This is a genomic window from Micromonospora sp. NPDC049175 (assembly GCF_043197345.1).
GTDB lineage: Bacteria > Actinomycetota > Actinomycetes > Mycobacteriales > Micromonosporaceae > Micromonospora.
Map to the genome: position 1 here is coordinate 133,208 of NZ_JBICSY010000008.1, position 12,871 is coordinate 146,078.

At 71.4% G+C, this 12,871-nt stretch carries 13 protein-coding genes; 5 read left to right on the plus strand and 8 right to left on the minus strand.

The features are described 5' to 3' along the window. Nucleotides 1-31: 31 nt before the first annotated feature. Nucleotides 32-223, minus strand: a complete 192-nt coding sequence (locus ACGFH8_RS28000; protein ID WP_393372754.1) for a hypothetical protein — start codon at nucleotides 221-223, stop codon at nucleotides 32-34. 265 nt (nucleotides 224-488) lie between these two features. On the opposite strand from ACGFH8_RS28000, the gene serA reads away from it, so the two are divergent. After that, nucleotides 489-2,087, plus strand: a complete 1,599-nt coding sequence (gene serA / locus ACGFH8_RS28005) for a phosphoglycerate dehydrogenase (RefSeq protein ID WP_393372756.1) — start codon at nucleotides 489-491, stop codon at nucleotides 2,085-2,087. A gap of 73 nt (nucleotides 2,088-2,160) precedes the next feature. Here serA and ACGFH8_RS28010 read toward each other — a convergent pair whose 3' ends face one another. Next, nucleotides 2,161-2,517 carry a hypothetical protein gene (locus tag ACGFH8_RS28010; protein ID WP_393372759.1) on the minus strand — a complete coding sequence of 119 codons (357 nt, stop codon included), beginning with the start codon at nucleotides 2,515-2,517 and terminating at the stop codon, nucleotides 2,161-2,163. A gap of 300 nt (nucleotides 2,518-2,817) precedes the next feature. Further along, on the minus strand, nucleotides 2,818-3,660 hold the full coding sequence (locus ACGFH8_RS28015; protein ID WP_393372761.1) for an FAD:protein FMN transferase: 843 nt from the start codon (nucleotides 3,658-3,660) through the stop codon (nucleotides 2,818-2,820). Nucleotides 3,661-3,886: 226 nt separating this feature from the next. Here ACGFH8_RS28015 and ACGFH8_RS28020 point away from each other — a divergent pair, with 226 nt between their 5' ends. Beyond that, complete coding sequence (locus ACGFH8_RS28020) at nucleotides 3,887-4,918, plus strand: 3-isopropylmalate dehydrogenase (RefSeq protein ID WP_393372764.1); 1,032 nt, start codon at nucleotides 3,887-3,889, stop codon at nucleotides 4,916-4,918. 162 nt (nucleotides 4,919-5,080) lie between these two features. Continuing rightward, nucleotides 5,081-6,178, plus strand: coding sequence for a branched-chain amino acid aminotransferase (locus ACGFH8_RS28025; RefSeq protein ID WP_393372767.1), 1,098 nt, complete (start codon nucleotides 5,081-5,083; stop codon nucleotides 6,176-6,178). Between the two features lie 77 nt (nucleotides 6,179-6,255). Here ACGFH8_RS28025 and ACGFH8_RS28030 read toward each other — a convergent pair whose 3' ends face one another. The 4 genes from ACGFH8_RS28030 to ACGFH8_RS28045 form a co-directional block, all read right to left on the minus strand. Continuing rightward, nucleotides 6,256-7,011, minus strand: coding sequence for a tyrosine-protein phosphatase (locus ACGFH8_RS28030; RefSeq protein ID WP_393372770.1), 756 nt, complete (start codon nucleotides 7,009-7,011; stop codon nucleotides 6,256-6,258). 56 nt (nucleotides 7,012-7,067) lie between these two features. Further along, entirely contained in the window at nucleotides 7,068-7,526 is a 459-nt protein-coding gene (locus ACGFH8_RS28035; protein WP_393372773.1) for a PRC-barrel domain containing protein, read from the minus strand. Between the two features lie 263 nt (nucleotides 7,527-7,789). After that, a complete protein-coding gene (locus tag ACGFH8_RS28040; protein WP_393372775.1) occupies nucleotides 7,790-8,320 on the minus strand; it encodes a carboxymuconolactone decarboxylase family protein in 531 nt (176 codons plus the stop codon). Between the two features lie 2 nt (nucleotides 8,321-8,322). Next, nucleotides 8,323-8,883 (minus strand): peroxiredoxin, encoded by a 561-nt coding sequence (locus tag ACGFH8_RS28045; protein WP_393372778.1) that lies wholly within the window; start codon nucleotides 8,881-8,883, stop codon nucleotides 8,323-8,325. Nucleotides 8,884-9,220: 337 nt separating this feature from the next. Between ACGFH8_RS28045 and cimA the strand changes: the two genes are divergently transcribed. Continuing rightward, on the plus strand, nucleotides 9,221-10,804 hold the full coding sequence (gene cimA / locus ACGFH8_RS28050) for a citramalate synthase (protein ID WP_393372781.1): 1,584 nt from the start codon (nucleotides 9,221-9,223) through the stop codon (nucleotides 10,802-10,804). Nucleotides 10,805-10,870: 66 nt separating this feature from the next. Here the strand turns inward: cimA and ACGFH8_RS28055 are convergent, their stop codons facing one another. After that, nucleotides 10,871-11,836: an endonuclease/exonuclease/phosphatase family protein gene (locus ACGFH8_RS28055; protein WP_393373082.1), complete on the minus strand. Its 966-nt coding sequence runs from the start codon at nucleotides 11,834-11,836 to the stop codon at nucleotides 10,871-10,873. 407 nt (nucleotides 11,837-12,243) lie between these two features. Here ACGFH8_RS28055 and ACGFH8_RS28060 point away from each other — a divergent pair, with 407 nt between their 5' ends. Further along, on the plus strand, nucleotides 12,244-12,753 hold the full coding sequence (locus ACGFH8_RS28060) for a hypothetical protein (RefSeq protein ID WP_393372784.1): 510 nt from the start codon (nucleotides 12,244-12,246) through the stop codon (nucleotides 12,751-12,753). Nucleotides 12,754-12,871: the final 118 nt, after the last annotated feature.

Here is a 12,871-nt window from a genome sequence, read left to right on the forward strand (position 1 = left end):
GGTCGCCGGCCGCTGGCCGTGGCGCTCCGCGTCAGCGGTCTTCGATCCGCCGGTAGAGCGCGATCGCCTGGTCCGCGGCGGCGGTGCGTCGGGACACGACGCCGCGCCGGATGTTCACCTGTTGGGACCGGGTGACCAACGCCTCGGCCAGCCTCGGACCGAACCGCGCGGGATCGACGCGGGTCAGCCGTCGGAGCAGCGTGACGCGCACGGCGAGCGACAAGAGCGGCTCCTCCCGGAGGGCTGTGCACCCGGTGGTAGCGGGCGCGAGCAACCGTGTCGGTGCGGTGAACGGCCGATGTCCGTCGCTCGACCGGGCGTGTGAGGGCCCTCACCCCGCAGACCGGAACACGCCGCCCAGCCGGGCCCCTACGATCGCGGGTAGGTGCAGCAGCCGGCACCTGACGGCCACGGCACGGATCAGCGCAGGGCGCAGTGCGGCGCCCGGCCGCCCGCGCCGATCGCAAACACGACCTCTACGAGGACCGATGACTCCTGTCGTACTGATCGCCGAAGAACTCGCCCCCGCCGCCATCGAGGTGCTCGCCCACGACTTCGACGTCCGGCACGTCGACGGCACCGACCGTCCGGCCCTGCTCTCGGCGCTCTCCGAGGCCGATGCCGTCATCGTGCGCAGCGCGACCCAGATCGACGCGGAGGCGGTCGCCGCCGCGCCGCGACTCAAGGTGGTCGCCCGGGCGGGCGTCGGGCTGGACAACGTCGAGGTGGCCGCCGCCACCGCGCGCGGCGTGATGGTCGTCAACGCGCCCACCTCCAACATCGTCTCCGCCGCCGAGCAGGCCGTCGCGCTGTTGCTCGCCGTCGCCCGCAACACCGCCAGCGCCAGTGCCGCGCTCAAGGCGGGGGAGTGGAAGCGGTCCAAGTACACGGGCGTCGAGGTGCAGGGCAAGACCGTCGGCGTGGTCGGGCTCGGTCGCATCGGGGTGCTCTTCGCGCAGCGCATCGCCGCGTTCGGCACCCGGCTGATCGCGTACGACCCGTACATCCAGCCGGCCCGTGCGGCGCAGCTCGGCGTACGCCTGGTCGGGTTGGAGGAGCTGCTGCGGGAGAGCGACTTCATCTCCATCCACCTGCCGAAGACGCCGGAGACGGTGGGCCTGATCGGTGAGAAGGAGCTGGCGATCGTCAAGCCCGGCGTCCGCATCGTCAACGCCGCCCGTGGTGGCCTCGTCGACGAGCAGGCGCTCGCGAACGCCATCGCCGAGGGCCGGGTCGCGGGTGCCGGTGTCGACGTGTACAGCAAGGAGCCGTGCACCTCCTCGCCGCTGTTCGCCTTCGACAACGTGGTGGCCACCCCGCACCTGGGCGCCTCCACGAACGAGGCGCAGGACAAGGCCGGTCTCGCCGTGGCGAAGAGCGTCAAGCTCGCGTTGCAGGGCGAGTTCGTGCCGGACGCGGTGAACGTGCAGGCCGGCGGCGTGGTCGCCGAGGACGTGCGGCCGCTGCTGCCGCTGGCCGAGAAGCTCGGCCGGGCGTTCACCGCTGTCGCCGGCGGCATCGCCGCGAGCGTCACCGTCGAGGTTCGCGGCGAGATCGTCGCGCACGACGTGTCGGTGCTCAAGCTCGCCGCGACGAAGGGCCTGTTCAGCTCGGTTGTCGAGGAGCAGGTCACCTACGTCAACGCGCCGCACCTGGCCGCGGAGCGGGGCGTCGAGGTCACCCTGGCGACCCTGGCCGAGACGGCCGAGCAGCCCACGCTCGTCACCGTACGCGGCGCGCTGCCGGACGGCCGGACGGTGAGTGTCTCCGGCACTGTCACCCACTCGGGTGCTCGTGACGTGCTCAAGCTGACCGAGGTGGACGGCTTCGACGTGGAGATCGGCGCGGAGGGCATCCTGCTCTTCCTGCGCTACGCCGACCGGCCCGGTGTCGTCGGCACGGTCGGCACCCTGCTCGGCGAGTCGGGCATCAACATCGCCGCCATGCAGGTGGCCCGGCGTGAGGCGGGCGGCGAGACGCTGATGACGCTCACCGTCGACCAGGCGCTCGGCGCCGACCTGCTCACCTCGGCCGCCGAGTCGATCGGCGCCACCGCGGCCAGCGCCGCCGACCTGCGCGACGAGTAACAGCCGACAAACACCGTGGGGGGCCTGGCGATTCGCCGGGCCCCTCGTCATTTCCGTGCGTGCCGCCGGCGGGTCAGCCGGGCAGGCGGGCCGGCGGCGGGTAGACCGAGCCGTCCTGCGGGTCGAAGAGCATCAGCCCGTGCTCCCCGGCCAACCGCTCGATGTCCAGCAGCACCTGGTCCGCACAGGTCGGGTGCAGGTTCAGCTCGACATGGTCGTGGGCGGCGTGCAGCGGTGCCACCGCCCACGGGCTGTTCGCGCCCGGGTGACGGTCCGGATAGGAGGCGGTGATCGCCCGGTAGAAGCTGACCACCCGCGGGTCCGGGTAACGGTCCACGTGTCGCCCCTGCCGGCAACCGTTCACCGCTGTCCGCACGTCCTCGGGCGTCGCCCCGTCCTCCAGGGCCCACACGCTCAGATCGAAACTCACGGCGGATAGCGTGCCATCCGCCGTTCACCATGTCGAAACTGCCTCGCCGCCGGTCAACAAGTGGGCCCGGAGTCTCCCGTCACGACGGTCCGGTGTAGAGACTCTTGCGGCGAGTTGCGTCGATTCGCTAGCGTACGTACTGCGGTCACTGGCCGAGTTCGAGGCGCCGGCCCGTCTTCGGGTGGCGCGGTCGGCATCCGGCGCGACCGGTCCGCACCCCTCGATTGTGCGAGCCACGCGCACTCGTCGCTGATCGGCCCCCACGGTCGTTGCCGAGAGCGTGGGGGCCGATCGCAACAGTCAGCGCCGGTGGGCGAAGAGCGCCCGATAGTGGGAGTTGCCGCGAAACCACGCCAGGCCGGTGGGGCCGGCGGCGTACAACGCGGTGGCGTAGGCGTCGGCGATCGTCAGGTCGGGGCCCACGACCGTGGCGGCGACGAGCTGATCCGCGGGCTCACCGGTGTGCGGGTCCACCACGTGCCCCTGCCGCCCGGTCACCCCGGAGGTGCCGACCGCGCCGGTGGTCATCTCCAGCACCAGCGGTGCGCGCTCGGGTGCGGTGGGGTGGTGCACCGCGACCCGCCAGGGCCCACCGTGCGGCGCGCGGCCGCGGACGACGAGGTCGGCTCCGGCGAGTACGGCGTAGTCGTGGATGCCGGCGGCGCGTAGCCGCTCGGCGGCCCGTTCCACCGCCCAGCCGTTGAGCAGGCCCCCGGGATCGAAGCCGCCGGGCACCGCCCAGGCGTCGAACCATCCGTCGGTGGCCGCGCGCATGGCCGCGCAGCGGTCCACCAGGTCGGCGAGCGGCGCGTACGAGTCGGGGCTGATCTCACCCCGACGCAGCCGGGAGACCAGGCTCTCCGGCCGGTTGGGACCGTAGGTGAGGTCGATGGCGCGCAGCTCGGCGACGCTGTCCCGCAACGCCTCGCCCACGCCCCGGCGGCCGAGCCACTCGGGCGCGTTGAGGAGAAGTGTGTATTCGGCGGTCGCGGTGCGCACGGTGTGCTGCACCGCGATCCGGCCCTCGGTGGCGCCGGCCGGATCGATCCGGTTCCGGCGGCTGCCGAGTCGGAGGTCCGGACGACGGTTGCGGAACGCCGACGGATCCGGCCAGCGGGTCCGCGGCTGCTCGTCGATGCGCATCGCATCTGCCCCCTCGCACTCGGCGCCGCGTCGTCGCGACCCACCTGTCAGCAGGTCGCCGTGACCCACTGAGCACACCGTAGGCAGCGGACATGACCGGCTCATGAGTCCCAGCTGAGAGGCTGCTGTGCATCCTGTTTTCTCACATTTTGGACGTCGCGTACCGGGAGGCGGGACAGCGACGTACCGTTGCCGAGACGGAACCGTTGAGCAGAGGAGTGCGGTCGTGGCGCGGATCGCGGTGGTGGCCGGAGACGGCATCGGGCCCGAGGTGGTCGCGCAGGCCCGCAAGGTCCTCGACGCGGTGCTGCCGGACGTGCAGGCCACCGAGTACGACCTCGGCGCGGCCCGCTGGCACCGTACCGGAGAGGTGCTGCCCGACTCGGTGCTCACCGAGTTGGCCGGGCACGACGCGATCCTGCTCGGCGCGGTCGGCGACCCGACGGTTCCGCCGGGTGTGCTGGAGCGAGGGCTGCTGCTCAAGCTCCGGTTCGCGTTCGACCAGTACGTCAACCTGCGCCCGTCCCGGCTCTGGCCCGGGGTCGCCGGCCCGCTGGGCAACGTCAAGCCGGGCGAGGTCGACCTCGTGGTCGTCCGCGAGGGCACCGAGGGCCTCTACGCCGGGGCCGGTGGCTCGCTGCACCGGGACACCCCCGCCGAGGTCGCCACGGAGGAGAGCCTGAACACCCGGCACGGCGTGGAACGGGTGATCCGGGACGCGTTCGCCCGCGCCGCGCGCCGGGAGCGGCGCAAGGTCACCCTGGTGCACAAGACGAACGTGCTCACCCACGCCGGGTCGCTCTGGTCCCGCACCTTCGACGTGGTCGCCGCCGAGCACCCGGACATCGCCACCGAATACCAGCACGTCGACGCCGCCGCGATGTTCCTGGTCACCCAGCCGCAGCGCTACGACGTGGTGGTCACCGACAACCTCTTCGGCGACATCCTCACCGACATCGCCGCCGCCGTCACCGGTGGGATCGGGCTGGCGGCCAGCGGCTGCATCAACCCCGAGGGGGCGTACCCCTCGATGTTCGAGCCGGTACACGGCTCCGCGCCGGACATCGCCGGGCGGGGCATCGCCGACCCGGTCGCCGCCGTGCTCTCCGCCGCACTGCTGCTCGAGCAACTCGGGCACACCGAGTCCGCGGCCCGGGTCAACGCGGCGGTCGCCGCCGAGCTGGCCAGCCGCACTCCGGGCGTGACGCTGCGTACCGAAGAGGTCGGCGATCGTCTCGCCGCCCACGCCGTAGCCTGACCGCCCCGGCCCCATCAGCGACCGGCCCAGCCTCGGCTCGGCCGGGTCGCACGGTCTCGCCCGAGCGGCGCTACCCGCTGAACGGCCGTTCGGGTAAGTTTCTGGCACAGCCAATTCGGTGTGCGGTCCCGCATGCCGTTGTCCCGCAGGGAGGTCAGCGCGATGAGCGGTGGTGACATGCTCGACTTCGAGATCCGTCCGAATCCCGCGCCGGTATCCGCCGCCGACCGGGCCTCGCTGCTGGCCAACCCCGGGTTCGGCCGCGTCTTCACCGACCACATGGTCACCATCCGGTACGCCGAGGGCAAGGGTTGGTACGACGCACGGGTGGAGGCGCGGGGCCCGATCCCGATGGACCCGGCCAGCGCGGTGCTGCACTACGCGCAGGAGATCTTCGAGGGATTGAAGGCCTACCGGACGGCCGACGGTGGCGTGACGATGTTCCGGCCGGACGCCAACGCGGCCCGGTTCGTCGCTTCGGCGCAGCGGATGGCGATGCCGGCGCTGCCGCCGGAGGTCTTCGTCGACTCGCTGCACAAGCTCATCGAGATCGACCAGGAGTGGATCCCCACCGGCCCGGACGGCAGCCTCTACCTGCGGCCGTTCATGTTCGCCAGCGAGGTCTTCCTCGGCGTCCGCCCGGCCAACGAATACCTCTACATGGTGATCGCCTCACCCGTCGGCGCGTACTTCACCGGCGGGGTCAAGCCGGTCACCGTCTGGGTCTCGCCGGACTACACCCGGGCCGCGCCCGGCGGCACCGGCGCGGCCAAGTGCGGCGGCAACTACGCGACGTCGCTGGCCGCCCAGGCCGAGGCGATCGAGGCGGGCTGCGACCAGGTCGTCTTCCTGGACGCGGTGGAGCGCCGGTTCGTGGACGAGCTGGGCGGCATGAACGTCTTCTTCGTTTACGACGACGACTCGATCGTCACCCCGCCGCTGACCGGCACGATCCTGCCGGGCATCACCCGCGACGCGATCCTCACGCTGGCCGGGGCGGCCGGGCACCGGATCGAGGAGCGGCCGGTCAGCTTCGCCGACTGGCAGGCTGACGCGGCGAGCGGCCGCCTCCGGGAGGTGTTCGCCTGCGGCACCGCCGCGGTGATCACCCCGATCGGTGGGGTCCGCTTCCCGGACGGCGAATTCCTGATCGGTGGCGGCGAGCCCGGCCGGGTCACCATGAGCCTGCGCGAGCAGTTGGTGGACATCCAGCGCGGCAACGCGGCCGACGAACACGGCTGGGTGCAGCGGGTCCTCTGAGCCTCGTGGCCACGCCGGCCCGTCCCGACCGGACGGGCCGGCGCGGCCGAACCCACGTGGTCGGCCCCGACCGGGCCCTACGCCTCGGTCGGCTCGTCGAGCAGGCGGTCGCGGAGGGCGGCGAGCTGCTCGTCGGTCACCCCGGCGTGCCGCAGGTACGCCTCGACCGAGCCGTGCCCCTCGCGTAGCTCGTCGAGGAAGAGCTGCATCGCCTCGGCGGGCGAGGCCAGGAACGGCGCCGGCACGTCCACGCCCTCCGGGTTGATCGAGGCCAGCCAGGCACTGTAGCGGGCCGACGCCTCGCTGCTGAGCGCATAGTCCGCCGTGATGTCCGCGTCGTCGACGCCGAGCACGGCGAGGGTCAGCGCACAGACGATGCCGGTGCGGTCCTTGCCGGCGACGCAGTGCACCACCACCGGGGCGGTCGCGGAGTCGGCGATCAGCCCGACCGCCTCGGCCAGCCCGGCGGTGCCGGTCTGGGCCAGGTCGGCGTACCGGTCCGCGAGGTAGCGGGCCAGGCTGGCACCCTCCTCGTGCGGCACGTTCGCCCAGTCGGCGTGCTCCGGGTGGATGTTGCGGTAGGTGAGCCCCTGATATGCCGGCACCCGCCCGTCCCGCTGCACCTCGGTGGGGCGGCGCAGGTCGATGACGGTGCGGATCCCGATCGCGGCGAACGCGTCCCGGTCCTGCTCGGTGAGGCGGTGCAGCGAGTCGGACCGGAACAGCCGGCCCCGGCGTACGGGTCGGTCGCCGTGGCCGAGACAGCCACCGACGTCGCGGAAGTTGAAGGTGGCGGGCAGTGTGGTCTGGTGATTGTCGTCGATGGCGTCCACGGTCACACGGTAACGGCCGGTGGGGAAAACACCCCACCGGCCGTCGGGTCGAACAGTCACCGGGCCGTGCCCGGCGGAAGAGCCCCGTACGTCTCGTCGTAGTAGCCGCCCAGCTGATCCCGGTAGCTCGGGTCGCTGTGGCTGCTCTCGTCGTACTCGGGGGCGGCCTTGATCTGGTCCCGGGTGCGGTCGACGGAGACGATGCGCTGGTCGTGGTCCACCTGGTTGACGGTGCCGGCCGGCAGCATCACCTTCTTGCCGAAGATCCAGGTGCCGGTGTCCACCACCAGGTAGCTGCCGCCCACCTCGTGGCTGGCACTGTCGATCTTGCCGACTCCACCGTCGCTGGCCTCGACCTTGTAGCCGACCAGGTCGACGTCGGCCACCCCGGTCTGATCCCGGTACCGCCAGGGGTCGAACGTGCCGGCTGGCGCGCCCCCGGCCACAACGCCCTGGTCACCGCCGCGCAGCGGGTCCGGCCCGGCGTGCGTGGCGTGTGGATCGATCCTGTCCATGCCGTTCACTCCTGACTGTCGCCGATCGTCTCGGCGTAGGCGGGTTCGTCGTCCCCGCAGGAGCTACCCGGCCATCGGGGACCGGAAACGGCGAGCGGCCGAGGGCCGCGGGTGCGGCGACGGGCCGCGGGTGCGGCGACGGGCCGCGGGTGCGGCGACGGGCCGCGGGTGCGGCGACGGGCCGCGGGTGCCGCGACGGGCCGCGGGTGCGGCGACGGGCCGACGCCGCGAGGTGCGGTGCCGGCCCGTCGGGGCGTGCCTGCTCAGGCCAGGGCGGCCTCGGCGTCCAGGGTGACCGCCGCGGCGTGCACCACTGCCGAGATCCGCAGGGCCTCGTGCACCTGCTCGCGGGTGAAGCCGCTGGCACGCAGCGTCTTTTCGTGCGACTCCAGGCACACACCGCAGCCGGTGATCGCCGACACGGCGAGGCACCAGAGCTCGAAGTCGCCTTTGTCCACGCCGGGCCGCGCGATGATCTGCATCCGCAGACGGGCGGGCATCGAGGCGTACTGCTCGTCGCCGATGAGGTGCTTGGCCCGGTAGTAGATGTTGTTCATCGCCATGATCGCGGCGGCGCCCTTGGCCGCCTCGACACCCTCCGGCCCGAGGTGCCCGAGCGCCTCGGCCGCGATCTCCCGCAGCACCACCTGGTTACGAGCGGCGACCGCGCAGGCCAGCGCGGTGCCCCAGGTCTGCACCGGGGTCAGCGTCGAGGTGCCGACCGTGGAGCCCAGGTTGAGCCTGATGTCCTTCGCGTACTCGGGCAGGGCCGCCTTGACCGCGTCCAGACCCATGCTCAGACCCCGGCGGCGGCGAGGAGGGCGTTGGCGTCGAGGGTGTCGCCGCCCTTGTTCCAGTTGCACGGGCACAGCTCGTCGGTCTGCAGCGCGTCGAGCACCCGCAGCACCTCGGAGACGTTGCGGCCGACCGAGCCCGCGGTGACCATGGCGAACTGGATCTCGTTGTTCGGGTCGACGATGAAGGTCGCCCGCTGGGCCACGCCGTCCTCGCCGAGCACGCCGCAGGCGGCGGACAGCTCGCGCTTGATGTCGCTGAGCATCGGGAACGGCAGCTCCCGAAGGTCCGGGTGGTCCTTGCGCCACGCGTAGTGGACGAACTCGTTGTCCACGGACGCCCCGAGGACCTGTGCGTCCCGGTCGGCGAACTCGCCGTTGAGTCGACCGAACTCCGCGATCTCCGTCGGGCAGATGAAGGTGAAGTCCTTCGGCCAGAAGAAGACCACCCGCCACTTGCCCTCGTGGGACTTGTGGCTGATCGTGTCGAACGCCTTGTTGGCGTCCAGAGACACGCAGGCGGTGAGTTCGTACTCGGGGAAGCGGTCACCGACAGTGAGCACAGGTCCTCCTTCTCGGCGGCACGGTGGCCGTAACTTGATCCGTTCCAGATACTTCCGCATCACTGTTGTGGCCGGTGGGCGGCCTGGGAGCGTGTGAAGCCGATCACCGGCGCCGGATCCGGGCCGAGCCCGCAGGGTGGCAAGCATGCGACACCCTCCGTAGTGGTCCCGATATATGGATTGTTCTTCCCACATTCGGCGGTGAGTGGCAGAGTGGCGACCGTGAGCAACACCTTCCTGATTATTGCGACCTAGCGCGCCGGCCCTCCCCTCCGCCGAGCGCGCAGACCTCCCGCACCCGCGGGAGGTCTTTTTGTTGCTCCGAGAAAGGATCCTGATGACGTTCCAGGTCTACGACACGACCTTGCGCGACGGCGCCCAGCGCGAGGGGCTCACCTACTCGGTGATCGACAAGCTGGCGGTGGCCCGGCTGCTCGACGAGTTCGGCGTCGGCTTCATCGAGGGCGGCTGGCCGGGCGCGGTGCCCAAGGACACCGAGTTCTTCCGTCGGGCGCGTACCGAGTTGGACCTGCGACACGCCGTGCTCGTCGCGTTCGGCGCCACCCGCAAGGCAGGTGTCGCGGTCGCCGACGACCCCCAGGTGCGCGCCCTGCTGGACGCGCAGACCCCGGCGGTGGCGCTTGTCGCCAAGGCCGACACCCGGCACGTCGTGCGGGCGCTGCGCACCACCGGCGCGGAGAACCTGGCGATGATCCACGACACCGTCAGCCACCTGGTCCGCGAGGGCCGGCGGGTCTTCGTCGACGGCGAGCACTTCTTCGACGGCTACCGGCACGACCCCGCGTACGGCGCCGCCGTGGTGCAGACCGCGCTGGCGGCCGGCGCCGAGCGGATGGTGCTCTGCGACACCAACGGCGGCATGCTGCCGTCCCAGGTGACCGCCGTGATCGGTGATCTGACCGACAAGCTGGGGATCGACGCCGGGCTGCTCGGCATGCACGCGCAGAACGACACCTCCTGCGCGGTGGCGAACACGATCGCCGCCGTGGAGGCGGGTGTCCGCCACGTCCAGGGCACCGCCAACGGGTACGGCGAACGCCCCGGCAACGCCGACATCTTCGCGGTCGTCGCCAACCTCCAACTCAAGCTGGGCATGCCGGTCCTACCGGAGGGCTGCCTGGCGCAGATGGTGCGGGTCTCGCACGCCATCGCCGAGATCGCCAACATCGCCCCCGACACCCACCAGGCGTACGCCGGGGCCGCCGCCTTCGCCCACAAGGCGGGGCTGCACGCGAGCGCGATAAAGGTCGACCCGTTGCTCTACAACCACGTGGACCCGTCGGTGGTGGGCAACGACATGCGGATCCTGGTGACCGAGATGGCCGGCCGGGCCAGTGTCGAGCTGAAGAGTCGTGAGCTCGGCCTGGACCTGGCCGACAGTCCGGAGGCGCTGACCCGGGTCACCAAGCGGGTCAAGGAGTTGGAGGCCGGCGGCTGGTCCTTCGAGGCCGCGGACGCCTCCTTCGAGCTGCTGGTCCGCTCCGAGTTGCCGGAGGGCAGCCCGGCTCGACCGTTCACTCTGGAGTCGTACCGGGTGCTCGTCGAGCATCGCGAGGACGGCTCGGTGGTCTCCGAGGCGACCGTCAAGATCCGGGTACGCGGGGAGCGGGTGATCGCCACCGCCGAGGGCAACGGCCCGGTCAACGCGCTCGACGAGGCGCTGCGGGTGGGGCTGGCCCGGCACTATCCGCAACTGCGCAGCTTCGAGCTGGCCGACTACAAGGTGCGCATCCTGGAGGGCAGCCACGGCACCGGCGCGGTGACCCGGGTGCTGCTGGAGACGGCCGACGGCACCGGCCGCGACTGGACGACTGTGGGCGTGCACCCCAACGTGGTCGAGGCCAGCTGGCACGCCCTGATCGACGCCCTCACCTACGGCCTGGCCCCCACCACGGTCTAACCCCATCCCCACCCCAACACCCTCGCGATCTTGCACTTTGTGTTGTCGATATGCGGCTTTTGCCACTTACGCCGGGACAGAAAGTGCAAGATCGCGAGGGCGGGGGAGGGTCAGGGTGGCCAGGACGGGGCGGTGGTCGCTGCCGGGTAGGGCGAGCACCTGTACCGCGCGGACCGCGATGCGGTGGTCCACCAGGACGTGGTCGATGGTGACAGGTGGGATGAGGTCACCGTCGTACGGGCCCCAGGTGCCGGTCAGGCCCTCGCCGGTGGCGTCGGCGGCGTCCACGTAGCCGGTGCGCAGCAGGGCGCGTAGCGGACCGTGGTCGAGAGTGGCGTTGAAGTCCCCGGCGAGGATCTGCAGGCCACCGTCCGGGGTGGCCGGAGGTTGCGCGGTCAGGTCGGCGCGCCAGTTGCCGACCTGGTCCAGCGCGTACGGGGCCGAGGGATGGGCCGACTCGACCCGTACCGGGGGTGCGCCGGGGACGGCCACCGTCGCGTACGCCTGGGTGAAGCCCCAGCCGTTGAGGTTGTGCCGGAGGCCGACGTCGCTCAGCGGCCACCGCGAGTAGACCCCGGAGCCGGGCGTGCCGATCGCCGGGTTGAGCTGCCGGTGTGGCAGCAGCCGGTCGAGGCCTGCCTGATCCAGCGCGGTCTGCGCCGCGGGCGTGAACTCCTGCACGGTGAGCACGTCCACCCCGTGCCGCCGGACCAGCTCGACAAGCGTCCCCGCGTCGCCGGAACCGGCGAGCAGGTTGGCGGTGAGCAGCCGCACCGTCGGCCCGGCCGCCGCGGGCTGCGGGGCGTCCAGCGCCCGAGGCGCGACCACGCCGAGCAACGCCACCGCTGTCAGGGCCGCGACCGCCGCCGGCCACCAGCGCCGCAGGGCGAGTGCGAGGGCCAACGGCAGCACGCTGAATCCCGCGACGTACGGCGTGAAGGCGAGTGCCTGCACCAACGGCCCTCGGTCCAGGCCGACAAGCCGGACGGCGGCCCAGAGGGCGGTCGGCGCGACCGTCAGCCAGCAGAGCACCGTGCCGTGCCGAGCCGAGCGGTACCACCGTGCTGCGGGCGTGGGCGCGGGCGGCCCGTCGACGATCATGACGGTGATCCTAGTGGGTACGCCGAAACCGTTTCGTGAATGGCGATGCGTTCATATTTCACTATTATCTGACGGCTGACTGACAAGTCGACAAAGTGAGATCAACTATTGACGTTAGGCTTTTTCCGATGCTACGTTCCATCTGACTTAAGCGACGCAACTCTGAGTAGTAATCCCAGCTCAGACGGGATGTAGATCGTTCCGAAATCAATCTCACCAATTGTCAGTGAGTGAGGTTTCCCGGCACCCCAGTGTCGTCGTCCGCCTATTCATGGGCAGTCATCCGTCCCGCCCCGCGGGTCGGCCGAATTCGCACGGTCACACAAGGGGGACCTGTCATGGAAACATCCTTCCGACGCAAGGCGGCAGCTGTCACGTTCGCTGTCCTGGCGCTCACCCTGGTCGGTGGGGGGATCGCCGTCGCCCAGCCGTCGGCGAAGGCGCCGCAGGAGGCCGTCAAGCCGGCGGCACGTGAAACGAACAGCCAGCCGCCGGTGACCGCCGAGTCCGCACGCTCGGCGAAGGCCGCGCTGAAGGCCGGCGGGGTCACCACGATGGCCGCCGCCACCTGGTTCACAGTCGTCAACGCCAACGGCACCAAGGCGCGCGGCACCGGCACCGTGATCAAGTACGGCCCCGGCCAGTACGAGGTGCAGTTCGGCTACAACGTGTCGGCGGGCGCCTTCCTGGCCACCATCTCCCGACACGACTCCTGCTGCATCCCTCCGGGTGGTGAGGTCGGGGTAGCACCGCGACTGAGCACACCCAACGGGGTCTACATCGAGACCCGCAACTCGGCGGGAGTGCCGACCGACCGGGGCTTCACCCTGCTCACCCACACACCCTGACCGAACCGACGCCCGACCCCCGCGCCAGGTGCGCGGGGGTCGCGTGCTGTCCAACCCGCGCACCGCCCGGCCGCGGTGGGCGGCTCGCCGCCGTGCTTGGGCCTGATCGACTCGACGT